At 72.9% G+C, this 22,636-nt stretch carries 23 protein-coding genes; 7 read left to right on the top strand and 16 right to left on the bottom strand.

All coding sequences use genetic code 11. The features are described 5' to 3' along the window. Positions 1–166: 166 nt before the first annotated feature. Positions 167–1,375, bottom strand: coding sequence for a trans-sulfuration enzyme family protein (locus tag I8N67_RS02275; RefSeq protein ID WP_200300841.1), 1,209 nt, complete (start codon positions 1,373–1,375; stop codon positions 167–169). A 60-nt stretch (positions 1,376–1,435) separates the two neighbouring features. Between I8N67_RS02275 and I8N67_RS02280 the strand changes: the two genes are divergently transcribed. Together I8N67_RS02280 and I8N67_RS02285 are read left to right on the top strand one after the other, a co-directional pair. Continuing rightward, the gene (locus I8N67_RS02280) at positions 1,436–1,936 is read left to right on the top strand and encodes an Lrp/AsnC family transcriptional regulator (protein ID WP_200300842.1); all 501 of its coding nucleotides are present in this window, start codon (positions 1,436–1,438) and stop codon (positions 1,934–1,936) included. Positions 1,937–2,033: 97 nt separating this feature from the next. Further along, on the top strand, positions 2,034–3,725 hold the full coding sequence (locus I8N67_RS02285; protein WP_200300843.1) for a DUF885 domain-containing protein: 1,692 nt from the start codon (positions 2,034–2,036) through the stop codon (positions 3,723–3,725). Between the two features lie 121 nt (positions 3,726–3,846). On the opposite strand, the gene I8N67_RS02290 is transcribed toward I8N67_RS02285, so the two are convergent. Both I8N67_RS02290 and I8N67_RS02295 read right to left on the bottom strand, forming a co-directional pair. After that, positions 3,847–4,389 carry an Imm21 family immunity protein gene (locus tag I8N67_RS02290; protein WP_200300844.1) on the bottom strand — a complete coding sequence of 181 codons (543 nt, stop codon included), beginning with the start codon at positions 4,387–4,389 and terminating at the stop codon, positions 3,847–3,849. A gap of 66 nt (positions 4,390–4,455) precedes the next feature. After that, on the bottom strand, positions 4,456–5,025 hold the full coding sequence (locus I8N67_RS02295; protein ID WP_200300845.1) for a rhodanese-like domain-containing protein: 570 nt from the start codon (positions 5,023–5,025) through the stop codon (positions 4,456–4,458). Between the two features lie 131 nt (positions 5,026–5,156). On the opposite strand from I8N67_RS02295, the gene I8N67_RS02300 reads away from it, so the two are divergent. Beyond that, positions 5,157–5,612, top strand: coding sequence for an Lrp/AsnC family transcriptional regulator (locus I8N67_RS02300; RefSeq protein ID WP_200300846.1), 456 nt, complete (start codon positions 5,157–5,159; stop codon positions 5,610–5,612). Here I8N67_RS02300 and I8N67_RS02305 read toward each other — a convergent pair. The 5 genes from I8N67_RS02305 to I8N67_RS02325 all read right to left on the bottom strand — a co-directional run bounded on the left by I8N67_RS02305 (position 5,606) and on the right by I8N67_RS02325 (position 12,320). Beyond that, entirely contained in the window at positions 5,606–8,599 is a 2,994-nt protein-coding gene (locus I8N67_RS02305) for an AAA family ATPase (protein WP_200300847.1), read from the bottom strand. The two genes, I8N67_RS02300 and I8N67_RS02305, sit on opposite strands and share 7 nt — an antisense overlap. Before the next feature lie 367 nt (positions 8,600–8,966). Continuing rightward, positions 8,967–10,130 (bottom strand): exonuclease SbcCD subunit D, encoded by a 1,164-nt coding sequence (locus I8N67_RS02310; protein WP_200300848.1) that lies wholly within the window; start codon positions 10,128–10,130, stop codon positions 8,967–8,969. 219 nt (positions 10,131–10,349) lie between these two features. Next, a complete protein-coding gene (locus I8N67_RS02315; RefSeq protein WP_200300849.1) occupies positions 10,350–10,976 on the bottom strand; it encodes a YigZ family protein in 627 nt (208 codons plus the stop codon). Between the two features lie 76 nt (positions 10,977–11,052). Continuing rightward, on the bottom strand, positions 11,053–11,598 hold the full coding sequence (locus I8N67_RS02320; protein ID WP_200300850.1) for a SixA phosphatase family protein: 546 nt from the start codon (positions 11,596–11,598) through the stop codon (positions 11,053–11,055). Beyond that, positions 11,595–12,320, bottom strand: coding sequence for a hypothetical protein (locus I8N67_RS02325; RefSeq protein WP_200300851.1), 726 nt, complete (start codon positions 12,318–12,320; stop codon positions 11,595–11,597). The genes I8N67_RS02320 and I8N67_RS02325 overlap by 4 nt, the downstream gene beginning before the upstream one ends. A 195-nt stretch (positions 12,321–12,515) precedes the next feature. Between I8N67_RS02325 and I8N67_RS02330 the strand changes: the two genes are divergently transcribed. Then, the gene (locus tag I8N67_RS02330) at positions 12,516–12,923 is read left to right on the top strand and encodes a CoA-binding protein (RefSeq protein ID WP_200300852.1); all 408 of its coding nucleotides are present in this window, start codon (positions 12,516–12,518) and stop codon (positions 12,921–12,923) included. 69 nt (positions 12,924–12,992) lie between these two features. Here I8N67_RS02330 and I8N67_RS02335 read toward each other — a convergent pair whose 3' ends face one another. The 4 genes from I8N67_RS02335 to I8N67_RS02350 all read right to left on the bottom strand — a co-directional run bounded on the left by I8N67_RS02335 (position 12,993) and on the right by I8N67_RS02350 (position 17,385). Continuing rightward, positions 12,993–13,985, bottom strand: coding sequence for a universal stress protein (locus I8N67_RS02335; protein WP_200300853.1), 993 nt, complete (start codon positions 13,983–13,985; stop codon positions 12,993–12,995). A 125-nt stretch (positions 13,986–14,110) separates the two neighbouring features. Then, the gene (locus I8N67_RS02340; protein ID WP_307835123.1) at positions 14,111–15,568 is read right to left on the bottom strand and encodes a VWA domain-containing protein; all 1,458 of its coding nucleotides are present in this window, start codon (positions 15,566–15,568) and stop codon (positions 14,111–14,113) included. A 110-nt stretch (positions 15,569–15,678) separates the two neighbouring features. Further along, positions 15,679–16,635, bottom strand: coding sequence for an AAA family ATPase (locus I8N67_RS02345; RefSeq protein ID WP_234044838.1), 957 nt, complete (start codon positions 16,633–16,635; stop codon positions 15,679–15,681). Positions 16,636–16,731: 96 nt separating this feature from the next. Beyond that, on the bottom strand, positions 16,732–17,385 hold the full coding sequence (locus I8N67_RS02350; RefSeq protein ID WP_200300855.1) for a TetR/AcrR family transcriptional regulator: 654 nt from the start codon (positions 17,383–17,385) through the stop codon (positions 16,732–16,734). Positions 17,386–17,504: 119 nt separating this feature from the next. Here I8N67_RS02350 and I8N67_RS02355 point away from each other — a divergent pair, with 119 nt between their 5' ends. Continuing rightward, positions 17,505–18,065 (top strand): NAD(P)H-dependent oxidoreductase, encoded by a 561-nt coding sequence (locus I8N67_RS02355; RefSeq protein ID WP_200300856.1) that lies wholly within the window; start codon positions 17,505–17,507, stop codon positions 18,063–18,065. Between the two features lie 91 nt (positions 18,066–18,156). Here the strand turns inward: I8N67_RS02355 and I8N67_RS02360 are convergent, their stop codons facing one another. Together I8N67_RS02360 and I8N67_RS02365 are read right to left on the bottom strand one after the other, a co-directional pair. Then, a complete protein-coding gene (locus I8N67_RS02360; RefSeq protein WP_200300857.1) occupies positions 18,157–18,714 on the bottom strand; it encodes a YbaK/EbsC family protein in 558 nt (185 codons plus the stop codon). Between the two features lie 43 nt (positions 18,715–18,757). Then, positions 18,758–19,330 carry a helix-turn-helix domain-containing protein gene (locus I8N67_RS02365; protein WP_200300858.1) on the bottom strand — a complete coding sequence of 191 codons (573 nt, stop codon included), beginning with the start codon at positions 19,328–19,330 and terminating at the stop codon, positions 18,758–18,760. Positions 19,331–19,442: 112 nt separating this feature from the next. Between I8N67_RS02365 and I8N67_RS02370 the strand changes: the two genes are divergently transcribed. Continuing rightward, complete coding sequence (locus I8N67_RS02370; RefSeq protein WP_200300959.1) at positions 19,443–20,282, top strand: EamA family transporter; 840 nt, start codon at positions 19,443–19,445, stop codon at positions 20,280–20,282. Between the two features lie 100 nt (positions 20,283–20,382). On the opposite strand, the gene I8N67_RS02375 is transcribed toward I8N67_RS02370, so the two are convergent. Continuing rightward, a complete protein-coding gene (locus I8N67_RS02375) occupies positions 20,383–21,135 on the bottom strand; it encodes an acyltransferase (RefSeq protein ID WP_307835124.1) in 753 nt (250 codons plus the stop codon). Positions 21,136–21,277: 142 nt separating this feature from the next. Here I8N67_RS02375 and I8N67_RS02380 point away from each other — a divergent pair, with 142 nt between their 5' ends. Beyond that, positions 21,278–21,820 (top strand): gamma carbonic anhydrase family protein, encoded by a 543-nt coding sequence (locus I8N67_RS02380; RefSeq protein WP_200300859.1) that lies wholly within the window; start codon positions 21,278–21,280, stop codon positions 21,818–21,820. A 59-nt stretch (positions 21,821–21,879) separates the two neighbouring features. On the opposite strand, the gene I8N67_RS02385 is transcribed toward I8N67_RS02380, so the two are convergent. Next, on the bottom strand, positions 21,880–22,536 hold the full coding sequence (locus tag I8N67_RS02385) for a DedA family protein (RefSeq protein WP_200300860.1): 657 nt from the start codon (positions 22,534–22,536) through the stop codon (positions 21,880–21,882). Positions 22,537–22,636: the final 100 nt, after the last annotated feature.

The raw sequence follows: 22,636 nt of genomic DNA on the forward strand, positions 1-22,636 counted from the left end.
CCTGGTCGCGAGGCCCCGCACGCCCCAGTGACCGCGCCCGCCTCCCATGTCGGGTACGGGCGCATGGGGGCCGGTCGCGCAGTTCCCCGCGCCCCTGAAAGGGCGTGGCTGTCACGCCCTGGTCGCTGGGCCCCGCGGGCTCCAGTGCCCGCACGCGGCCTGGGGGTCAGACTCCCCTCGTCGACAGGGCGGGCATCTTGGTGCCCCTGGGCGTCCTCCCCAGCGCTTCGTTCAGGTCGGTCCACAGGTCTTCTATGTCTTCCAGGCCCACCGACATGCGCAGTAGGCGGTCGCTTACGCCGGCGCCGTGGCGGGCTGGTTCCGGGACTATGCGGTGGCTGATGGAGGCGGGGTGCTGGATGAGGGTGTCGACGCTGCCGAGGCTGACCGCGGGGGTGATGAGGCGGACGTCGGCGATGACGGCGTGGGGGTCGCCGTGGATCTCGAAGGCGATCATGGCGCCGCCGATGCGGGGGTAGTGGACGCGGGCGACGCGGGGGTCGGCGGTGAGGCGGCGGACGAGTTCCGCGGCGGTCTCGGAGGCTGCCCGGATGCGTATGGGGAGGGTCGACAGGCCGCGCAGCAGCAGGTAGCCGGCGAGCGGGTGGAGGATGCCGCCGGTGGCGAAGCGGACCTGGCGCAGCCGTCCGGCGAACTCCTCGTCGCAGGCCACGACCCCGGCCATGACGTCCCCGTGACCGCCGAGGTACTTCGTGGCGCTGTGCAGGACGAGCCGCGCGCCCTGTTCGACCGGGCGTTGCAGGACGGGCGTGGCGAAAGTGTTGTCCGCGAGGAGCGGGACCGAGCCGCAGGCGTGGGCGAGGGCCCGCAGGTCGAGTTCGGCGAGGGTCGGGTTGGCGGGGGACTCGACCAGCACCAGGCCGGTGTCGGGGCGGAGCGCGTCCGCGACACCGGCCGGGTCGACCCAGGTGACCTCGGAGCCGAGCAGTCCGGCGGTGAGGAGCTGGTCGCTGCAGCCGTACAGGGGTCGTACGGCGACGACGTGGCGCAGGCCCAGCGAGGCGCGGACGAGGAGTACGGCGCTCAGTGCGGCCATGCCGCTGGCGAACGCGACCGCGCTCTCGGTGCCTTCGAGGCGGGCCAGCGCGGTCTCGAAGCGGGCGACGGTCGGGTTGCCGAGCCGCCCGTAGATCGGCGGGCCCTCCGGCTCCGCACCGTCCGTGGCGAAGGCGTCGATCCGGGCGGCCTCGCCCCGGCTGTCGTACGAGGGGTACGTGGTCGACAGGTCGATCGGCGGAGCGTGCAGGCCCTGGCGCGCGAGGTCGTCGCGGCCGGCGTGCACGGCCTCGGTGGCCAGCGCTCTCGGCGGGGTGCTGCGTGCGTGGTCGTACGCGTGCGTGCTCGCTGAGTTCATGTCGACCAGAGTGAACATCGACCGGGCCGGCGGCGCCGCACACCGTGTTACGTTCGGGCTATGGCTGAATCCGTCGTACTCGATCCGGTGGATCTCCATCTGCTGCGGCTGTTGCAGAACGACGCCCGGACGACGTACCGCGATCTCGCGGCGCAGGTCGGGGTCGCGCCGTCGACCTGTCTGGACCGGGTGACGCGGCTGCGCCGTGCGGGCGTGATCCTCGGTCATCAGCTGCGACTCGATCCGGCCAAGCTGGGGCGGGGCCTGGAGGCGCTGCTGTCGGTGCAGGTCAGGCCGCATCGGCGGGAGCTGGTGGGGCCGTTCGTGGACCGGATCAGGGCGCTGGCGGAGTCACGGACCGTCTACCACCTCACGGGCCCGGACGACTACCTGGTGCATGTCGCGGTCGCGGACATGGCGGATCTGCAGCGACTGGTCCTCGACGAGTTCACGTCACAGCGGGAGGTGGCACGGGTGGAGACGCGGTTGATCTTCCAGCAGTGGGACTGCGGGCCGCTGCTGCCACCGGAGGTCGGCCGGACCACGCCCCAGGCACCCTGAGCGAGGACCACGCCCTGAGCGGAATCCGGCCGAGGTAAGGCTCAAGCGCCCATTGAGCAGCTGACGCCGCCCCCGCCGTCGTACCAAGATTGCCCGCATGTCTGACACCAAGAGCCCCCTGCCCCGCGAGGTCGCCGACGCGTATGTCGACGACCTCATCGCCCTCGACCCCGTGAGCGGTACGTACCTGGGTGTGAAGGAGAGTTCCAGCAGGTTGCCGGACACTTCGCCTGCGGGTCAGGAGGCCCGTGCGGAGCTGATCCGGACTACGCTCGCGCGGCTCGACGAGGCGGAGCGGCAGCCGGGCGCGGACAGTGACATCGAGCGCCGGTGCGCGCGCCTGCTGCGCGAGCGGCTGACGGCGGGGCTGGCCGTGCACGAGGCCGACGAGGGCCTGCGGGCGGTCGGCAACATGGTCACGCCGCCGCACAAGGTGCGCGAGGTCTTCACCATCACCCCGGCCGAGACCGACGAGGACTGGGCGGCGATCGCCGAGCGGCTGCGGGCGGTGCCGACGGCGTACGCCGGTTACCGCGAGTCCCTCGCGCTCGGTCTGGAGCGCAAGCTGTACGCGGGCCCGCGCCCGACCGCGACCTTCATCGGCCAGCTCACCGAGTGGGCGGACACCGACGGTTCGGGGCGCGGCTGGTTCGAGGACTTCGCCGCCGCGGGACCCGAGTCGCTGCGCGCCGAGTTGGACGAGGCCGCTCGCGGGGCGACCGGGGCCGTGGTGGAGCTGCGCGACTGGATGCGGGACGTGTACGCCCCGGCGGTCGAGGGCGCGCCGGACACGACCGGCCGGGAGCGCTACGCCAAGCTGGTCCGCTACTTCACGGGGGCGGACCTGGACCTCGACGAGGCGTACGCGTACGGCTGGGCCGAGTTCCACCGGCTGCTCGGCGAGATGAAGCAGGAGGCGGCGAAGGTCCTGCCCGGCGCCGGGACGCCATGGGTGGCGCTGGCGCATCTGGACGAGCACGGCCGGCACATCGAGGGCGTCGACGAGGTCCGTGACTGGCTGCAGTCCCTGATGGACGAGGCGATCGAGGCGCTCGACGGCACGCACTTCGACCTCGCCGAGCCGGTACGGAAGGTCGAGTCGCACATCGCTCCGCCGGGCTCCGCCGCGGCCCCGTACTACTCGGCCCCGACCGAGGACTTCTCCCGTCCGGGCCGCACCTGGCTGCCCACGATGGGGTCGACCCGCTTCCCGGTGTACGACCTGGTCTCCACCTGGTACCACGAGGGCGTCCCCGGTCACCATCTCCAGCTGGCCCAATGGGTGTACGTCAAGGACGACCTGTCCCGCTACCAGGCCACGGTCGGCGGTGTCAGCGCCAACGCCGAGGGCTGGGCCCTGTACGCGGAGCGGCTCATGGACGAGCTGGGCTTCCTCAAGGACGCGGAGGAGCGGCTCGGCTATCTGGACGCGCAGATGATGCGCGCGGCCCGGGTCATCGTCGACATCGGCATGCATCTGGAGCTGGAGATCCCGGCGGATTCGCCCTTCCACCCGGGCGAGCGCTGGACCGTCGATCTGGCCCAGGAGTTCTTCGGTGCCCACAGCAGCCGTCCGGCGGACTACGTCGAGAGCGAGCTGACGCGCTATCTGACGATGCCGGGCCAGGCCATCGGCTACAAGCTCGGCGAGCGCGCCTGGCTCCTCGGCCGCGCGAACGCCCAGCGCCGCCATGGCGACGCCTTCGACGCCAAGGCCTGGCACATGGCCGCGCTGTCGCAGGGGTCACTGGGCCTGGACGACCTGGTGGACGAGTTGTCCCAGCTGTAAGGGTGGCGGCCCGGGCCCAGCCCCCGCAGGCCGGGCCCGGCCGCCTCCGCCTCGCAGCTCAGCGCTGCCACCTCGCAGCTCATTGCCGCCACCTCGCAGGTCAGCGCCATTACCTCGCGGCTCAGTCGGAGAAGGGCCGCACCTGCACGAGGCCCAGCCATGTCTCCGGGCCTGTCGAGACATACGCGGCGCGGACGCCGTACCGTCCGGGGTCCAGCTCCACCCGCACATGGTCCGTCTGCCGCAGAGCGCCACCGGGCCGGGCCGCGTCGAAGAGGACGACCGGGCCCGGCACCCGCCATTCCGCCTCCGGCTGCCACGCGGCCGCGTCGAGCGCCGCCGGTACGGCCGCGAGCAGTTCGGCCTCGGAGGCGGCCTCGGGCCGGCGTACGAAGGTGCCGTGCTCCGGGAGGTACGCGGTGGAGGCGGGCTCGTGACCTTCCCGGCCTTGGTGGCCGAGGACCAGGGCGCGGGTGTCGCCGACCGGCAGCAGGCCGACGTGTCCGTCGACATCGCAGGCCCGGTCGTGGTCGGACGACGTCTCATCGCCGTCGGCGCCCGCCCAGAACGGCAGTACCGCTTCCGGTATCGCTATGAGCGGTCCGCCGCTCGACGCCACCCACCGCACCACATCTGCCATCACCGGATCCGCGTATCGAGCCATGCGCAGAAAGCTACACGGCGGCCGGTCGGGCGAACTCGCCACCCCGGCACCTTTCTTGACAGACAATCAGCAGCCGCAGTCCGCGGCGTCCACCGGCGCGGTCAGCGGGTCGGTCTCGCGCCGCGCCTCGCCCTCCCAGGTCTCGTACGGCAGGCCCTCGCGCGCCCAGTACTCGAAGCCGCCGAGCATCTCCTTGACCCGGAAGCCGAGTTCGGCGAGGGCGAGGGCGGCGCGGGTCGCGCCGTTGCAGCCGGGGCCCCAGCAGTAGGTGACGACCGGCACGGACCTGTCGAGGAGTTGGCCGGCCTGCTCGGGGATGAGCGCGGTGGGCAGGTGGATCGCGCCGGGGATGTGGCCCTGGTCCCAGGACTCGGTGGAGCGGGAGTCGAGGACGACGAAGCCGGGGTCGCCGTCGGCGGCGAGGGCGGCGGCCACATCGGACACGTCGGCGTGGAAGACGAGACTGGCCCGGAAGTACGCGGCGGCATCGGCGGGGGCCGCCGGGGCCACCCGCAGGACGGGGCTGGCGGCGGCTGCGGTCGTGGCAGTGGCAGTGGTCGTGGCAGTGGCAGTGGTCGTGGCAGTGGCAGTGGTCGTGGCAGTGGCAGTGGTCGTGGCGGTGGTGGTGACGCTCATGAGCTGGCCTTTCCCTCGCGGAACTCCTCTTTTCCCTGGTCAGAAATCTACGACTGGTGATCCACTCCCTGAAGGGACATTCCACGGTCCAGACCTTGATCAGCCGGGGAATCCCCTGCTATGCATCGGACATGACCACGAATCCCCCGTACGTGCCCGACGCCACCGACTGGCGCGTTCTGGAGGTCCTCCAGCGCGAGGGACGAACCGGCTTCGCCGAACTGGCCCGTGCCGTGTCGATGTCGGCGAGTGCCGTGACCGAGCGGGTGCGGCGGCTGGAGGAGGCCGGCGTGATCCAGGGATACACGGCCGTCGTGGACCCGGAGCGGCTGGGGCTGCCGATCCTCGCGTTCGTCCGCCTGCGCTACCCCAACGGGAACTACAAGCCGTTCCACGACCTGGTGGCTGTCACGCCCGAGATCCTTGAGGCGCATCACGTCACGGGTGACGACTGCTTCGTGATCAAGGTCATCGCCCGTTCGATGCGTCACCTGGAGGAGGTGTCCGGCAAGATCGGCGCGCTGGGGTCGGTGACGACGAGCGTCGTCTACTCCTCACCGCTGCCCCGGCGGCCGCTGGGTCACTGACCTCGCTGCCGCACGACCGATCCCGTCCGCTCCTTCACGATCTCCAACTGCGCGTGGATACGTCGCCGCAGGTCGGCGACGTGACTGACGATGCCGACGCTGCGGTCGCGTTCGCGGAGCGAGTCGAGGACGTCGAGGACCTCGTCGAGGGTCTGGTCGTCGAGGCTGCCGAACCCCTCGTCGATGAAGAGGGTGTCGAGGCGTACGCCGCCCGCCTCGTCGGTGACGACGTCGGCGAGGCCGAGGGCCAGCGCGAGGGAGGCGAAGAACGTCTCGCCGCCGGAGAGCGTGGCCGTGTCCCGCTCCCGGCCGGTCCAGGCGTCGACGACATGCAGTCCGAGACCGCTGCGGGCGCCGCGACCGACCCGGTCGTCGGAGTGGACGAGGGTGTAGCGGCCGGAGGACATGCGCTGGAGCCGTACGGTCGCGGCGGCGGCGACCTGTTCCAGGCGGGCGGCCAGGACGTAGGCCTCCAGGCGCATCCGGCGCTCGTTGTCGGCGGCGGTACCGGCCGCGAGTCCGGCCATGCGGGCGACCCGGTCGTACTCCTCGCGCAGCGGCGCCAGGCGTCGTACGGAGGCGGTGGCCCGCGCGGACAGCCGGTCGAGTTCGGCGCGGCGGCGCTCGGCGGCGTCCCACGCGGAGACGGTGTCCTGGAGCCGCGCGGCGGCTGCCGAGGCGGCCCGCTCGGCCGTTGCCAGGTCGGCGGGCGGCAGCTGGGCGGCGGCAGCGGTGTCGGTCTCGGCGAGTACGGTCCGCACGGCCGCCTCCTCCGACTGCCAGGCATCGAGGTGGTGTTGGAGGTCTCGGTGGGCGGCGGCGTCGAGGAGGGCGGCGGCCGCGGCCTGCGGGGTGTCGAACCCGGCGCGGAAGGCGGCGTCGGCGAGGCGCGCGTCGGCGTCCTTGAGCCGCTGCGCGGTGCCGTCGGCGGTCCGCACGGCCTCGGCGGCCTCGGTGAGGAGCCCGGTCCGCCGCTCCAGCTGCGCGGCCCGCGCCGCCACGCTGTCGGCGTCGCCCCGGGCCTGCGCCAACTCCCCTTCCAGCGCTGCCCGTTCGCGCTCCAGCGCGTCCCGTCGGGTGTTGCGGGACGCGGCCCTGACGGCCGCCTCCCGCTGCGCGGCGGTCCGCCGGTCGCGCTCCCGTTCGGCGTGCAGAAGGGCCTCCTGCGCGGGATGCAGCCCAGAGGCGCCCCGGCGCGCCCGCGCGTAGCGCTCCTCCAGCTCCTCCGCCAGCGAGGCGAGCCGCTCGGTCGGCGTGTCGCCCGCCTCGGCGCTCGCGGCGGCCAACGCCCGCTGTACGAGCCCGAGTCGGCGCTCGGCCTCGGCGCGCTCCTCGTCGGCGCGCTGGAACGCGGCGAGTGCCCGCTCCTCCGTCTCCCGGTCCACGTGTCCGGCGACCTTCCGGGCCGGCTCGGGGTGTTCGGTGCTGCCGCAGACCGCGCACGGCGCGCCGTCGGCGAGCCCGGCGGCGAGCTCCGCCGCGATGCCGGACAGGCGCTGTTCCTTGAGGTCCAGCCAGTGGGAGCGCGCCTCCACCGCCCGCTCGGCCAGCCGGAGTACGCGCGCCTGGGCCTCGTCGGTGTCGCGGCCGAGCTGGTCGCGTTGCCGGGCCGCCCGGAGCCGCTGCTCGGCGGGTTCGCGCTGCACGGCGAGTTGTTCGGCGCGGGTGGCCGCCTCCTGGGCGGACTCGATACGGGTCCGCAGCTCCGCCCGGGTCGTCTCCCATGCGGCCAGCCAGCCCTCGGCGTCCTGGAGGACGTCCTCGTCGGCCCGCTCCTCGCCGTCCAACTCCGTGCGCTCGGTGACCAGTTCGGTCAGCCGCTGCGCCGCGCGCCGGGCCGACTCAAGACCGCCCAGCTCCTCGGCGGCCTTGCGGGCGGCGGTCGCGAGCCCGGCGGCACCGGCGTCGGCGTAGGTCCGCGGCAGCTCGCCGCGCGCGCGTGTCTCGTCCGCGCTCGCGCGCCGGTGCTCGGTCTCGGCCTCGTCCCGCAGCTCCAGCGCGGGCGCCACGGCCTCCGCCTTGCGGGCCCGCTCCATCCGCGCCCGGTCCTCCCGATGGCCCTCGGCGCGCTCCGCCAGCCGCCCGGCCCGCTCCCGCGCCTCCGCGAACCGCCGCTGCAACCGCGCCACTTCGCGTACGTCGTCCAGGACGCGCTCGGCGGTGGCCCGCGCCGACTCGGCCGCCGCGCGGGCGCAGTGGGTGATGGTGAGCCGTTCCCGGGCCGTGCTGCGGGCGACGGCGGCCCAGCCCAGTACGGCTTCGGCGAGACCCGGGTCGCCCGGCGCCAGTTCGGGCAGCTCGGGGGCGTCCCCCGCCGCCTGCTGCATACGGTGGGCGTCGGCCAGCAGCTCCGTGTCGCCCTCGCGCACCCTGGCCTCGGTCGCCCGGCGCCGGTCGGCGAGGCGCTTCTCGACCGCGGCGAAACGGTGGGTGTCGAAGAGCCGGCCGAGCAGCCGCCCCCGCGCCTCCGCGTCGGCACGCAGGAAACGCGCGAAGTCGCCCTGCGGCAACAGCACGACCTGGCAGAACTGCTCCCGGCTCATCCCCAGGACCTGCGTGATCTCCTCGCCGATCTCCTGGTGGGAGCGGCTGAGGTCCTTCCACGCCCCTGCCACCGCGTCGTACTCCCGCAGCCAGCTCTGCGCCTTGTCGAGCGTGGTGCCCTCGCCGCGCTTCTTGGGGCGCTCCCAGGGCGGCTGCCGGGTGATCTCCAACCGGCGTCCCGCGACGGTGAGTTCCACACGAACCTCGGTGCGCTCCGCGGCTGCCGCGTGGTCGCTGCGCAGGCTCATGCCCTGACCGCTCTGCCGGGCACCCGGCACCGAGCCGTACAGCGCGTAGCAGACCGCGTCCAGCACCGACGTCTTGCCCGCCCCGGTCGGGCCGTGCAGCAGGAAGAGGCCCGCCGCCGAGAGGTCGTCGAAGTCGACGGTCTGGGCACCGCCGAAGGGGCCGAAGGCCGTGATGTCGAGCCGGTGCAGTCTCATCGGGCGCCTGCCGTGGCGGTTGAGCGGGACGGCCCCAGGAGGCGGTCGCGGGTATCGGGTGGGCACACGCCGACCGGGCGACCTGCCCGGTCGATCTCGTGGGGGTCGCGGATGGGGAGATCTCCTGTGCGGAGTGGGCCGAGCGGGGGCGAACCGCTCAACGCGGCACCTCTGCGGCGGCGGGGCGGGCCGACCGGACAGAGCGGTCCCGGGGCATCGTGCGGGCGCACACCGACGGAGCAACCTCCGCTAGCGAACCCCTGCGGGTCACGCACCGGGAGATCTCCTCTGCCGAACGGGCCGAGCCTGGAACCGGACTGGGCAGCCGCGCATCGGAAGCCTGCCTTGTGAAGTCGGCGTCGGCCGCTCATCGGGTCCCCTCCCGGACCGTCTCGTCCGCCCGCACCGCGTCGAACGCGTCCCTGAGCACTGCCCGTTCGTGTTCGTCGGGGCCGGAGCCGCGGACATGGGCCACGAAGTCCTCGGCGATCTGCTGGTCTTCGCGCCCGGCGAGGCGCCGGGCGTAGGAGACGTCGGGGTCGCCGGGGGCGCGCTCGGGGTCGAAGACGAGGCTGAGCGTGTGGGGGAAGCGTTCGATGAGCCGGGCCATGGGCTCGGCGGGGCGCACCGGGTCGGTGAGGGTCGCCTCGACCCATGCCTCCTCGTGCCGCGCCGTCTCCGGGTCGGCGAGCAGGTCCGCCAGCCGCCCCCGGATGCGGGCGAGCGGGCGCGGTACGGGGCAGTCGAGCCGCTCGGCGCCTACCGAGCCGTCGGCACCGAGGTCCACCAGCCACATGCTCTTGCGGTGGTCGGTCTCCGAGAAGGAGTACGGCAGCGGGGAGCCCGAGTAGCGCACGCGTTCGGTGATGGTCTGGCTGCCGTGCAGATGGCCCAGCGCCACATAGTCGACCCCGTCGAAGACCCCGGCGGGCACGGCAAAGACGCCGCCGACGGAGATGTCCCGCTCGCTGTCGCTGGCCGCGCCCCCGGTGACGAAGGCATGGGCGAGGACGACGGAACGGGTGCCTGCCGGGCGGTCGGCCAGATCGGCGCGGACCCGGTCCATGGCGGCGCCGAGGACCGTCTCGTGGCTCGCCTTCTCCACCCCGAACTCGTCCTTCACCAGGGCGGGTTCGAGATACGGCAGCCCGTAGAAGGCGACGTCGCCGTGGGCGTCCGGCAGGACCACCGGGGTCCCGGCCGCCGAGGCCGCGGTCCGCAGGTGGATGCCCGCCCGCCCGATGAGGCCCGCGCCGACGCCGAGCCGGCGCGCCGAGTCGTGGTTCCCGGAGATCATCACCGTGGGCACGCCCAGGTCGGCCAGCCGGTGCAGGGCGTCGTCGAAGAGCTCGACCGCGGCCAGCGGCGGCACCGCCCGGTCGTACACGTCGCCCGAGACGACCACCGCGTCCACGTCGCGCTCCCGCACGGTCGTGACGAGATGACCGATGAACTCGGACTGCGCACCGAGCATGTTCACCCGGTGGAACGCCCGGCCTAGATGCCAGTCGGAAGTGTGCAGCACTCTCAAGAAACCGCTCCGACCCGCACGTCTCCCCCTACGACCTCTGAAAATCCCTCTACGACCTCTGAAAATCCCTGGTACCACGCCGACCCGCACAAGCCCGCACGGGCTTGCCGTCAGCACCGACCACGCTAACGCCTGCGCGTACCTGATCCACCACAAACCCCGGACTGCCACTGACGACGGAGGGCGAATCGTCGCAAATGCCGGATACCGCGCGCTCGCTCACGCGTCCCCGTACGCCTCGCCGCCCAGTTCGAGGCCGGCCGTGCCCGCGGTGGTGTCGGCGAGCCAGGCGCGGAAGGCGTCCACGTCGGCGTCGGGCAGTCCGATCTCGATGGTGACCGCCTCCGCGTACCGCACGTCACGGACCTCGCGCCCGGTGGCCCGCAGGTCGTTGTGCACCTTGCCGGCGCGCTGGTGGTCGACGGTCACCGTGGCCAGCCGGAAGCGCCGGCGCGTGACGCTGCCGAGGGTGTCCAGCGCCTCGCCCACGGCACCGCCGTACGCCCTGATGAGGCCGCCCGCGCCCAGCTTGACCCCGCCGTAGTAGCGGGTGACGACGGCGACGACGTACCGCATGTCCCGCCGCATCAGCATCTGGAGCATGGGGAGCCCGGCGGTGCCGCCGGGCTCCCCGTCGTCGCTGGCCCGCTGGACGGCCGCGTCGGCGCCGATGACGTACGCGAAGCAGTTGTGCGTCGCGTCGGCATGCTCCTTGCGCACGGCCGCGACGAACTCCTGCGCCTCCCGCTCGGTGGCGGCCGGTCCGAGGGCACACAGAAACCGGGAGCGATTGACCTCGGTCTCGTGCACGCCGGCACGGGCGACGGTGCGGTACTCGTCCTGCATCCGGCCAGCCTATGCGCAGGCGAGTGGGCGGCCGCGCCGGGCGTCGCCCGAGGCCGGGGCCCGGCTCTTCGGAGGGTCAGGACTCCTTCTTCCCCCTGGGCACGATCATGTCCGTCAGCAGGGCGGTACCGGGGGCGAGCGCGGCCCAGGTCTCGCCGCGCCAGGAAAGGAAGGCGATGGCCGAGGTGGGGAACTTGGTCCGTACGTCGTCCAAGGCGTCGTCGAGGGCGTCACCGGCGAGGTCCAGGACCAGTTCCTCCAGGCCTGGGTTGTGGCCGACGAGCAGCAGGGTCCGCACCCCGTCGGGGACCTCGCGCACCACGGCGAGCAGTTCCGCCGGCTCGGCGGCGTAGATCCGCCGGTCGTGCCGTGCGGGCGGCGGCGTCCCCCACTGGGCGGAGGCCAGCTCCCAGGTCTGGCGGGCGCGTACGGCCGTGGAGCACAGGGCGAGGTCGGGCAGGCAGTCCGCCTCGGCGAGGGCCCGGCCGGCGGCGGGGGCGTCGCGGCGGCCGCGCGGCGCCAGGGGCCGTTCGTGGTCAAGAACGCCCGCCGGCCAGGCGGACTTGGCGTGCCGCAGGACGACGAGTCTGCGCAGGGGCCCCGCTCCGGCGCGTGTGATCATGCCGGTGCTCCGATCTCACGGGTCAGTTCCAGCCCGAGGAGCCGGTCCGCGTAGGCGTACGTCTCGAATCGCGCGCCGTCCGGTACATCCTCCGCCTCGGCCACGTCCCGCAGTACGCCGAGCACCGCGGGCACGTCGAGGTCGTCCTCCCAGGCGGCGCGCAGAGCCTGCTTCACGTCTTCCGGCATCGGCTTCGACGGCCGCGTGGCCCAGCCGGCGACGGCCTTGCGCCACCGGCCGAGCGCGTCGCCCGCCTCGGCCAGGGTGGTGGCGTCGAGGTCGACGGGTGTCCGGCGGGGGCGGGCGAGGAGGGCGAGCCGCAGGGCCGTGCCCGACGCGGCCGACGCCTCCGCCCCGCTCACCGAGGCGACCTCGACCCGAACGAGGTCGTTGCCGCCGTCGCCGTCCGTCCCTTCTTCCTGCCCCTGCCCCTCCCCCGCACCGGTCACATGCAGCACCCGCCGCCCTCCCCCCGTGGCCGCGGCCACGGCCTCGGCCGGCCGGATGCCGAGGTCGTCGGCACGCTCACGCAGCGCGGTTGGCGGGTCGGCGACAAGAAGGACGGGAGCCCCGCCCAGTTCCAGGGCACGGGCGAGGACATCGGCGACCAGCAGGACCCGCAGCGCCGAAGCGTCGTCCCTCGGCACATGGGCATGGACCCGGGTGAGCGCCCTACGGACCTCGGCGGGCTCGCCGGTCCGGGCGTCGGTGATACGCAGCACGGGGTGAGCGTAGGCGCGGGAACGCCCGAACGCAGTGCGGAGGACGGCATTCCGCACCTCGAGCCGCCCCGACCCTGCCCGAACCGGGCCACGAGAACCGGTTCCCGAGCCCCGGGAATCCCCGGCCGGCCCCCGCTGTTGCCGCAGGCAGCCCCCGTCACGGGGCTCCCTCACACAGACACGAGGAGACAGCACATGTACGGCGACCCCGCCACGATCCGCAAGATCCTCTCGGAACTCGGCGACACCTGGGCCGTCGTGGGCCTCTCCTCCAACCGCGACCGCGCCGCGTACGCCGTCGCCGAGGTCCTCCAGCGCCACGGCAAGCGCGTCGTCCCGGTGCACCCCAAGGCCGAGACGGTCCACGGCGAACAGGGCTACCCCTCCCTCGCCGACATCCCCTTCCCCGTGGACGTCGTCGACGTCTTCGTCAACAGCGACCTCGCCGGCCCGGTCGCCGACGAAGCCGCCCGCATCGGCGCCAAGGCCGTCTGGTTCCAGCTGGGCGTGATCGACGAGGAGGCCTACCACCGCACCCGCGAGTCCGGCCTGGACATGGTCATGGACCGCTGCCCGGCGATCGAGATACCCCGGCTGGGCTGAGGGCCGGCACTCGGCGGCAGGCAGCCCCGACGGTCCGGGGCAGCCCCCGGGAACGGGTGCTGCGAAGCCTCAGCCGTGTGCGACGACCGCCACCGGCGCGACCGCGTGGTGGAGCACCGCATGCGTCACCGGCCCGATATGCGCCCCCACGGGCGAGTGGCGGACCCGGCGCCCCACGACGACCAGGGATGCCTCCCGGGACGCCGCGAGCAGATCGTCCGCCGCCTTGCCGGAACGCGATTGAGCCGCGACCTCGACGGCCGGGAACTCCCGCCGCCAGGGCAGCAGGATCTCGGCCAGCGCGGTGGCGTCGGCGCGCCCCAGGTCGGTGTCCAGATCGGCGGCCGGTTCGGGCCGCTCCCGGAGGCCGTACGCGGAATGCGGTGGCGGGCTCCAGTCGTGGAGGATCCGCAGCGTGGTCCCCCGCAGTGCGGCGGCCTCGAACGCGAACCTGATCAGTGTGTGCTCCGCGTGCGCGGTGTCCAGGCCGAGCACGACGGGCCGGAACGGGGTCGCGGCGGACGGGATCCCGGTCGGGTCGGGCGCCTGTTCGTCGGCGGCCCGCTCTCCGGCGGCCCGCTCTCCGGCGGCCTGCTCGTCGGCGGCCTGCTCTCCGGCCCGTACGAGGACGACCGGGCGCTCCGTGTGTGCGACGACGTGCAGGCCGACGGACCCGAGGAGAAAGCCGGCGATGCCGCTCAGGCCTCGGGAGCCCAGGACCAGGAGTTCCGCGTCCTGAGCCGCATTCACCAGTTCCTCGTTCGCCCGGCCCGTCAGTTGCTCGGCGGTCGCATCGAGGCCGGGGTGGCGCAGCCGGATGCCGTCGGTCGCGTCGCGCAGGACCTTCCCCGGTCCCGTCCCGCCGTGCCCACTCGGGTCCCGCGTGTCCTGTCCCGTCTCGGCGCCCAGCATCGGCGGCCGTCCCATCGGTTCGGGGACCGGCTCCCAGACGTTGACCAGCCGCAGCGGGAGGGTGCGGAGGCGCGCCTCCCGGGCCGCCCACTCGGCGGCGGCCAGGCTTTCGTGTGAACCGTCGATGCCCACGATGACGGTGCGGGACATGGGGAGCACCTCCTGAGGCCGAGGTCTGTTTCCAGGATCGCCGCAGGGCGGCGGATACGCAGGGTCGAGAATCGGACCATGCCCGGAGGGGCCGGCGGCCCGGACGACACCTCCCGCCCCACCCCTCACACCGGCAGCAACCGCGTCACCAGTTCCCCGAGGCGCCGGGCGTTCCGGCAGGCGTGCATGTCGACGATCTCGGCATAGACATGGGCGGCTGAGTCGCCCGTCGACCACTGGCTCGGCGACTCGGGATTGAGCCAGTGGACGCGGCGGGCCCGGGCCGCGACGCGGCGCAGGGCCGCCGCGTTGGGGTCGAAGCCGTTGGTGCGGGCGTCGCCGAGGACGATCACCGAGGTACGGGGGCCCACCGCGTCGAGGTGGCGCTCGGCGAACTCACCGAGCGCGGTCCCGTAGTCACTGCTGCCGTGCCATCCGGAGACGGTGGCCTCGGTGGCGATCCGGCGGCCGAGTTCGACGGGGTCGGCCTCGCCGGTGGTGACCAGGTCGGTGACCTCGTCGACGCGGTTGACGAAGGCGTAGACCCGCACCTTGCTGAACTGGTCCCGCATCGCCTGCACCAGGAGCATCGTGAAGTTCGCGAACCCCGCGACGGACCCGGACACATCGCACAGGAGCACGATCTCCGGACGCGCCGGCCGGTGCCGCCGATAGGCCGGGCGCAGCGGCACACCCCCGGTGGACAGCGACCGGCGCAGGGTGCGCCGGATGTCGATCGAGCCGCGCGCGGCCCTGCGCCGCCGCGCGGCGAGCCGGGTCGCGAGTTTGCGGGCCAACGGCTGGACGGTTCGGCGGAGTTCGACGAGCTGCTCACGGCTCGCGACGAGGAAGTCGACCTGGTCGGCGCTGGGTGCGATGCCCCGCTCGGCGATCAGCTCCGCTCCCCGGCGCTCGGCGACCCGCCGCCGCGCCTCGCTGCCCACCCGCTTCCGGAAGTCCTCGATACGCCGCCGGATCTCATCGGCGTCCAGCCGGTCGGTGAACCCACCCGAGCCCGCCCCGGACCCCGCACCACCTCGCCCTGCGCTGTCCGCTCCCGCGCCGGAGCCGGAGCCGAGGCCGGAACCACCGCCCGCCCCGCCCTCCCCGCCCGCCCGCTGGGCCGCCAGGATGCGCGCCAGCAGCGTCTGCGGGCGCAGACGGTCCAGCGTCTGATGGGCGGACCAGCCGTCGGCGCCCGGGGAGCCGTAGCGGCCGAGCAAGTCCACGGCTTCGCCTGCGAGTCGGGTGAGGGCGGCCGCGTCATTCGCGGCCAGCGCCCGGGCGAGCCGGTCCCGCAGGTCGTCCCGGTCCGCGGCCGGCGCACCCCGCGTGCCCGCCAACTCCCCCACGCCCAACGGGAAGTACAGCTCGAAGGCCGTGTCGAAGACGGCACGCTGACGGTCGGCGCGCAGCAGTGCCGCCGCCAGCCCTTCCCGTATCCGCTCCCGGTCGGCGAGCCCCAGCACCGCCAGCACGGCCGCCGCGTCCACGGTCTCGGCGGGTCCGATCCGTATCCCGTGGCCGCGCAAGGTCCGTACGAACGCGGTCAGGCGCGCGGCCAGCGGAGAGGCCGGCGGCACTTGCGAACCCGGCGAATCCCGCCGACCCGGCGAATCCCGCCGACTCGGCGAGTCCCGCGAACCCGGCAGGACACCGGCGTCGGCCCTGCCACCACCCCCAGCGGCGGGCGTCATACCAGCGTCAGTTTCCGCGCGGCCTTCTCGATGTCGTCCTGGTGTTTGAGGATCACGCCCAGGCTGTCCCGTACGACACTCTCGTCGAGGGTGTCGGCACCGAGGGCCAGCAGGGTGCGTGCCCAGTCGATGGTCTCGGCCACCGAGGGGGCCTTGCGGAGGTCCATCTCACGCAGCGCGCCGACGACGCGGACCAGGGAGTCGGCGAGGGTGGCGTCCAGGCCCGGCACCCTGAGCCGTACGATCCGCTGCTCCAACTCGGCGTCGGGGAAGTCGAGATGGAGGAAGAGGCAGCGGCGGCGGAGCGCCTCGGAGAGTTCGCGGGTGGCGTTCGAGGTGAGGACGGTGAAGGGGCGCCGGGTGGCGGTGATCGTGCCCAGTTCGGGGACGGTCACCTGGAAGTCGCTCAGCACCTCCAGCAGCAGCCCCTCGACCTCGACGTCCGCCTTGTCGGTCTCGTCTATGAGGAGCACGGTCGGCTCGTCGCCCCGGATGGCGGTCAGCAACGGCCGGGTGAGCAGGAACTCTTCGCTGAAGATGTCGCTGCGGGCGTCGTCCCAGGCCTCGTCGCGACCGGCGGTGATCCGCAGCAACTGCTTGGCGTGGTTCCACTCGTACAGGGCGCGGGACTCGTCGATGCCCTCGTAGCACTGGAGCCGGACCAGACGTGCGCCGCCGACGCGTGCCACGGCCTTGGCCAGCTCGGTCTTGCCGACGCCCGCCGGGCCCTCCACCAGCAGGGGCTTGCCGAGCCGGTCGGCCAGGAACACGGTGGTGGCGACGGCCGTCGACGCCAGGTAGCCCGCTTCGGCGAGCTGGTCGAGGACGTCGTCCACGGAGGCGAAGAAACCGGTGCCGACGGCTTCCGGCCGGCCGCTCCCGTAAATCTCGGCGGTGTCGTCGGTCTCGGCCGTCTCGGCGGTGCCGTCGGTCTCGGCGGTGCCGTCGGTCATGTGCCCACTCCCCCTCGCGCGGCGTGCGAGGCCGATCCCCGACACCCGCCCGCCCGCCTACAAGTTACCAAGCGGTCGCTTTGGCTGCTCTCGGGTTCATGACACCACCAGCCGCTCCACCAGGTCCCCCCACCCCGACGCCAGCCGGTCGAGGGACATCCCGCGCCGGTCGACCAGATGATCGACGAGGTTGATGTCCAGGTAGCCCAGCAGGGTCTGGGCCAGCAGTTCGATGTCGCCCTTCGTCCCGGCGCGGCGCAGCAGCATGCACAGATGGCCGAGGCGGAGCTGGTGGGCCGGGCTGGTGTGGCGGCGGGAGACGTCTGCGCGGGCGGCGAGATAGAGGTCACGGTGTGCGTACTCGTGCCGGATGACGGCGGCGCCGAAGGCCCGGAGCCGCTCGACGGGCGGCGCGTCCGGGCCGAGGGGCGGCGGGCCGGTCAGGAACGCGGCCTGAAGCTCCCGCTCATGGTGGTCGAGGAGGGCGGCCATGAGCCCGAACCGGTCGCCGAACCGCCGGAAGACGGTGCCCTTGCCCACCTCGGCGGCGCTCGCCACGGCCTCCATGGTCAGGTTGCCGGGCCCGCACTCCGCCGCGAGCCGGGCGGCGACCTCCAGCAGCCGGGTGCGGTTGCGGGCCGCGTCCGCCCGCAGCCGGGGCTGCTCACCGCCGGTCAGGGCGAGGTCCAGCAGTTTGTTGAGGGGGTCGGGTTCCTGAGGCGCGGGGAAGGGCGGCGGCGACTCTTTCATGAAGGGAGCGTAACGCTCACCACAGACAAGTGGACCCTGGTCCGGATAGGTGCTACAAATTTCAACGGACCTCGGTCCGCTTAGCTTTCTCAGTGATCACCCTTGCCAGGAGTCAGCTCATGTCCGTACGCATCCTCGCGCTCGTCGGCAGCCTTCGGGCCGGTTCGCACAACCGCCAGCTCGCCGAGGCCGCCGTGAAGCACGCCCCCGAGGGCGTCGAGATCGAGCTGTACGAGGGCCTGGCCGAGGTCCCGTTCTACAACGAGGATCTCGACACCGAGGCCGCCCTCCCGGCCACCGCCGCGCGGCTGCGGGAGGCCGCCGGTCAGGCCGACGGCTTCCTGCTCTTCTCCCCCGAGTACAACGGCACCATCCCGGCCGTCCTGAAGAACGCCATCGACTGGCTGTCCCGCCCGTACGGCGCCGGCGCGTTCACCGGCAAGCCGGTCGCCGTGGTCGGCACCGCGTTCGGTCAGTTCGGCGGCGTGTGGGCGCAGGACGAGACCCGCAAGGCCGTCGGCATCGCCGGTGGCACGGTCCTGGAGGACGCCAAGCTCTCCGTCCCGGGCTCCGTCGTCCGCTTCGCCGAGACCCACCCGGCCGACGACGCCGAGGTCGTCACCGGCCTCACCGAGGTCCTGGGACAGCTCACCGCCCAGGCCGGCACCGCCGCCGCCTGAGCAGGCCTCTTCGCCGTACGTCGCCGGGTTCCGGGCCACAAGCCCGGGGGCCGGCGACCCCGTTTCGGCCGGGAGGCCCCACGGCCGCGGGTCAGGCGCCCCCCAGCCCCTCCAGCACCACCGCGTTCGGCAGCTCCGCGAACGCCTTCCCCGGCACCAGCAGCTTGCCCCGCCGCCGTCCGCTGCCGACCAGGACGTACTGCAGGTCGACGACGGCCGAGTCCACCAGGACGGGCCACGCCGCGGGCAGCCCGACGGGCGTGATGCCGCCGTACTCCATCCCGGTCTCCCCGGTGGCGACGTCCATCGACGCGAACGAGGCTTTGCGGGCGCCGAGTCGGCGGCGCACCACGCCGTTCACATCGATGCGGGTGGTGGACAGCACGACGCACGCGGCGAGGCTCGACTCACCGCCCCGCTTGCCCGCGACGACCACGCAGTTCGCGGACTGTTCGAGCAGTTCCCGCCCGTAGTGCTGGACGAACACCGCGGTGTCGGCCCACTCCGGGTCCGTCTCGACGTACAGGATCTCGTCCGCGGGGACACTGCCCCGCCAGTCGCGTACGGCGTCGGCGACCGGGCCGACGAGGTCGTCGAGGCAGTCGGGGACAGGGGTGGCGTGGTCGAAGTCGCCGATGGGTGCGCGCATGGGCGCACGCTAACAGGGCCCGCGCGCAGCCGAGTTCCGCGTCTCAGTGCACGGGCGGCACGGACACCGTGAGCACCATCTCCGTCGCAACGTCCCCCTGATTGGCGTACTCGTGCGCCGCGTTGGCCTCGAAGGTGACGCTCGCGCCGGCCGGGACGCGGTACTCGGCGCCGTCGACGGTGAGCGTCAGCTCGCCCGCCGTGACATGGGCGATCTCGACCGTGCCGACGGGGTGCGGGTCCGAGCGGCTGCCCTCCCCCGGCATCAGCCGCCAGTCCCACATCTCCAGCGGGCCGGGCGCCTCCGCACCGGCGAGGAGTCTGCTGTAGCTCCCCGCGTCGGTGTGCCACAGCCGTACCACCTGCTCGGCCGGTACGACCCGGACCTTGGGGCCCTGTTCGTAGTCGAGCAGCGTGGTGATGCTGATCCCCAGGGCGTCACCGATCTTGACGACCGTACCGATGCTGGGGTTGGTGCGGGCCTGCTCGATCTGGATGAGCATGCCGCGGCTGACTCCGGCGCGGGCGGCGAGAGCGTCCAGGGTGAAGCCGCGCTCGGTGCGCCAGCGCTTGACGTTTCGCCCCAGGGACTGGGTGAGCAGGTCGAGGTCCGACACATTCCGTCCAATATTCTCAACGACAGAGTTCACTCTGATGAACTACGGTGTGGTGCACCCTTCGTTCACCGAACTGTACTGCGAGGCTCACCGATGACCGCACTGTTTCGCCCTGGCCACCAGCTTGTTGTGGGGTCTGGCCGACTTCGGCGGCGGGCTGCTGACCCGGCGGCTCCCGGCGCTCACGGTGCTCGTCGTCTCGCAGTCGGTCGCGGCCGTGGCGCTGGGGGCGCTGGTCCTCGCGACCGGCGCCTGGAGCGAGACGGGCCCGCAACTGTGGTTCGCCGTGGCCGCCGGTCTGGTGGGCCCGGTCGCGATGCTCGCCTTCTACAAGGCGCTCGCCCTGGGCCCGATGGGCGTCGTCTCTCCGCTCGGCTCCCTGGGCGTGGCGGTCCCGGTCGGGGTGGGGCTCGTGCTCGGCGAGCGGCCCGGGCTGCTGCAGTTCGTCGGCATCCTGGTCGCCGTCGCCGGAGTCGTCCTCGCGGGCGGCCCGCAGTTCAAGGGGGCTCCCGTCCAGCGGCAGGCCCTTCTCCTCACCCTGCTCGCGGCCTTCGGCTTCGGCGCGGTGATGGCCCTGATCGCCGAGGCGTCGGCCACGCTCACCGGCCTGTTCCTCGCCCTGTTCGTCCAGCGCGTCACCAACGTCGTCGCGGGCGGCGCCGCCCTCTACGTCACCGTGCGACGCGGCACCCCCGCCCTCCCGCCCAGTGGCTTCCCGTACCGCGCACTCCCGGCCCTCGCCTTCGTGGGCCTCGCCGACGTGGCGGCCAACGGCACCTATTCCCTCGCCGCCCACCACGGCCCCGTGACCACAGCCGCCGTCCTCGCCTCCCTCTACCCGATCGTCACCGCAGGAGCCGCCCGCACCATGCTCGGCGAACGCCTACGCACCATCCAGGCAGCCGGCGCGGGTCTGGCCCTGGCGGGAACGATCCTCCTGGCAACGGGATAGCCGAACTCGAACCGCACTTCGCCCTTCCAAGGGCGCGGGGAACTGTGCGACCAGCCACCCACAACCCGCACCCGCCAAAGCACAGCGACCGCCCACCCCCTCAGGCGGACTCGGGCTCCCCCACCCCTCCCGCATCCCACTCGGCCAACGCCAGCAACTGCTCCGGCGTAACCCCGTCGGGAATCGGTACAGGCGCAGGCGTCCGAATCGGCGGCTGCCACCCCTCGACCGGGTCCCACTTCCGCACAACCCGCGCGGGCGCCCCCGCCACCACGGAGTGATCCGGCACCACACCACGCACGACCGCCCCCGCCGCCACGACCACATTCCGCCCGATCCGCGCGCCCGGCAGGATCACCGCGCCCGTACCGACCCAGCACCCCGGCCCGATCGACACGGGATCCATCCGCGGCCACTGCTTGCCGATGGGCTCGTGCGGGTCGTCGTACGAGTGGTTCGTGGACGTCACATAGACATACGGCCCGAAGTAGCAGTCGCTGCCGATGGTGACCGTGGTGTCGGCGATGACATGGCTGCCCCGGCCGAGGACGACACCGTCACCTATGCGCAGGATCGGTTCGGCACCGAGGTCGAGGTCGGGCATCAGTCCGGCGGTCAGGGTGACCTGTTCGCCGATGATGCAGTGGGCGCCGAGCTGGATCCACGGCTCACCGAAGACCGTGCCGAGCGGGAAGGCCAGTCTGGTACCCGTTCCCATCGCACCGAAGCGGAAGCGGCCGGGCCGCTCGGGCGTCACCGACGCCGTGCGCTGCAGCCACGCCCAGCCCGCATGGACGGCGCGCTGCACGATGCGGCCCCGCCAGGACGAGAACGTGTTCTTGCTCTTCGGCACCCGCTCACCGTACTCATCGGGCGCCACACGGATGACGCCCTATGTCTGTGATCTTCACCCCACGCGATGCCCTGCCCATGGCCTACGGTGCGGGTGAGGACTGATCCACCACGGCCACCACGGCCACCACCAGGAGGCGGCGATGAACCGGCAGCGGGCCCTGATCACGACATTCGGCGGCAAGAAGCCGGATGTGGAGGAAGCCGCCTTCGTGTCCCCCACCTCGGTGGTGATCGGCGACGTGACACTGCGGCCCGGCGCGAGCGTCTGGTACGGGGCGGTGCTGCGGGCCGAGTTCGAGCCGATCGTCATCGGCGCGGACTCCAACATCCAGGACAACTGCACGCTGCACGTCGACCTCGGGTTCCCCATCTCCATCGGGGAGCGGGTCTCGATCGGGCACAACGCGGTGGTGCACGGGGCGACCGTCGAGGACGACTGTCTGATCGGGATGGGGGCGACCGTGCTGAACGGCGCGGTCATCGGCGCGGGCTCACTCGTGGCCGCGCAGGCGCTGGTACCGCAGGGGATGCGAGTACCGCCAGGTTCGCTGGTCGCGGGGGTGCCGGCGAAGGTCAAGCGGCCGCTCACCGACGAGGAGCGGGAGCTGGTCACCTCGAACGGCACGCACTACACGGAGCTGGCGAAGGCGCATCGGACAGCACAGGACGAGTACGGCGCGTAGGCCCCCTACGGGCTGTCGGCGGCTGCGCCGCTCTCGACCGGAGCGGGCGCGGACGCGGACTACTCCCCGGCGGTCACCAGATCCCCCTCGGCCGCCTCCGCCTCCGCCTTCTCCGCCGCCTTCTTCGCCTTGCGCTTGATCACCAGCATCGACCCGACGCCGATCAGGACCGCCAGCACCAGGCCGAGCCAGGAGAAGCGCTTGAGCCAGGCCTCGGCGACGACACCGACGTAGTAGATGACGGCGGTGGTGCCGCCGGCCCAGAGGATGCCACCGAGGACGTTGGCGACGAGGAAGCGCCAGTAGGGCATCTGGAGGACGCCGGCGAGGGGGCCGGCGAAGATGCGCAGGAGGGCGATGAAGCGGCCGAAGAAGACGGCCCACATGCCCCACCGGTCGAAGGAACGCTCGGCGACGGCGATATTGCTCTCGCTGAAGTGTTTGGGGAACCTTCTGGTCAGCTTGGCCAGCAGGGGGCGCCCGCCCTTGCGGCCGATGGCGTAGCCGATGGAGTCGCCGATGATCGCGCCGGCGGTGGCACAGGCGCCGAGGACGAACGGGTCGATCTCACCGTGCTGGGAGGCGAGCAGCGCGGAGGAGACCAGGATGATCTCGCCCGGCAGTGGGATGCCCAGGCTCTCCAGGCCGATGACCAGACCCACCAGCAGATAGATGCTGAGCGGGGGCACTGTTTCGAGCCACTCCTGCACGTGCAAAGCCGGTTCCTCCCATGTAGCCGATCTCGGGCCCCCGGCGTGCGCTCACGACGGAGCGCACGCCGGGGCAGCCTACCTGCTCGGTCGGACGGCGGCGGAG

The organism is Streptomyces adelaidensis (assembly GCF_016598475.1).
GTDB classification, from domain to species: domain Bacteria; phylum Actinomycetota; class Actinomycetes; order Streptomycetales; family Streptomycetaceae; genus Streptomyces; species Streptomyces adelaidensis.

Excerpts from the sequence above, each read along its gene's own strand:
- I8N67_RS02275 (WP_200300841.1), bottom strand. The coding sequence starts at position 1,375 with ATGAACTCAGCGAGCACGCACGCGTACGACCACGCACGCAGCACCCCG.
- I8N67_RS02280 (WP_200300842.1), top strand. The coding sequence starts at position 1,436 with ATGGCTGAATCCGTCGTACTCGATCCGGTGGATCTCCATCTGCTGCGG.
- I8N67_RS02285 (WP_200300843.1), top strand. The coding sequence starts at position 2,034 with ATGTCTGACACCAAGAGCCCCCTGCCCCGCGAGGTCGCCGACGCGTAT.
- I8N67_RS02290 (WP_200300844.1), bottom strand. The coding sequence starts at position 4,389 with ATGGCTCGATACGCGGATCCGGTGATGGCAGATGTGGTGCGGTGGGTG.
- I8N67_RS02295 (WP_200300845.1), bottom strand. The coding sequence starts at position 5,025 with ATGAGCGTCACCACCACCGCCACGACCACTGCCACTGCCACGACCACT.
- I8N67_RS02300 (WP_200300846.1), top strand. The coding sequence starts at position 5,157 with ATGACCACGAATCCCCCGTACGTGCCCGACGCCACCGACTGGCGCGTT.
- I8N67_RS02305 (WP_200300847.1), bottom strand. The coding sequence starts at position 8,599 with ATGAGACTGCACCGGCTCGACATCACGGCCTTCGGCCCCTTCGGCGGT.
- I8N67_RS02315 (WP_200300849.1), bottom strand. The coding sequence starts at position 10,976 with ATGCAGGACGAGTACCGCACCGTCGCCCGTGCCGGCGTGCACGAGACC.
- I8N67_RS02320 (WP_200300850.1), bottom strand. The coding sequence starts at position 11,598 with ATGATCACACGCGCCGGAGCGGGGCCCCTGCGCAGACTCGTCGTCCTG.
- I8N67_RS02330 (WP_200300852.1), top strand. The coding sequence starts at position 12,516 with ATGTACGGCGACCCCGCCACGATCCGCAAGATCCTCTCGGAACTCGGC.
- I8N67_RS02335 (WP_200300853.1), bottom strand. The coding sequence starts at position 13,985 with ATGTCCCGCACCGTCATCGTGGGCATCGACGGTTCACACGAAAGCCTG.
- I8N67_RS02345 (WP_234044838.1), bottom strand. The coding sequence starts at position 16,635 with ATGACCGACGGCACCGCCGAGACCGACGGCACCGCCGAGACGGCCGAG.
- I8N67_RS02350 (WP_200300855.1), bottom strand. The coding sequence starts at position 17,385 with ATGAAAGAGTCGCCGCCGCCCTTCCCCGCGCCTCAGGAACCCGACCCC.
- I8N67_RS02355 (WP_200300856.1), top strand. The coding sequence starts at position 17,505 with ATGTCCGTACGCATCCTCGCGCTCGTCGGCAGCCTTCGGGCCGGTTCG.
- I8N67_RS02360 (WP_200300857.1), bottom strand. The coding sequence starts at position 18,714 with ATGCGCGCACCCATCGGCGACTTCGACCACGCCACCCCTGTCCCCGAC.
- I8N67_RS02380 (WP_200300859.1), top strand. The coding sequence starts at position 21,278 with ATGAACCGGCAGCGGGCCCTGATCACGACATTCGGCGGCAAGAAGCCG.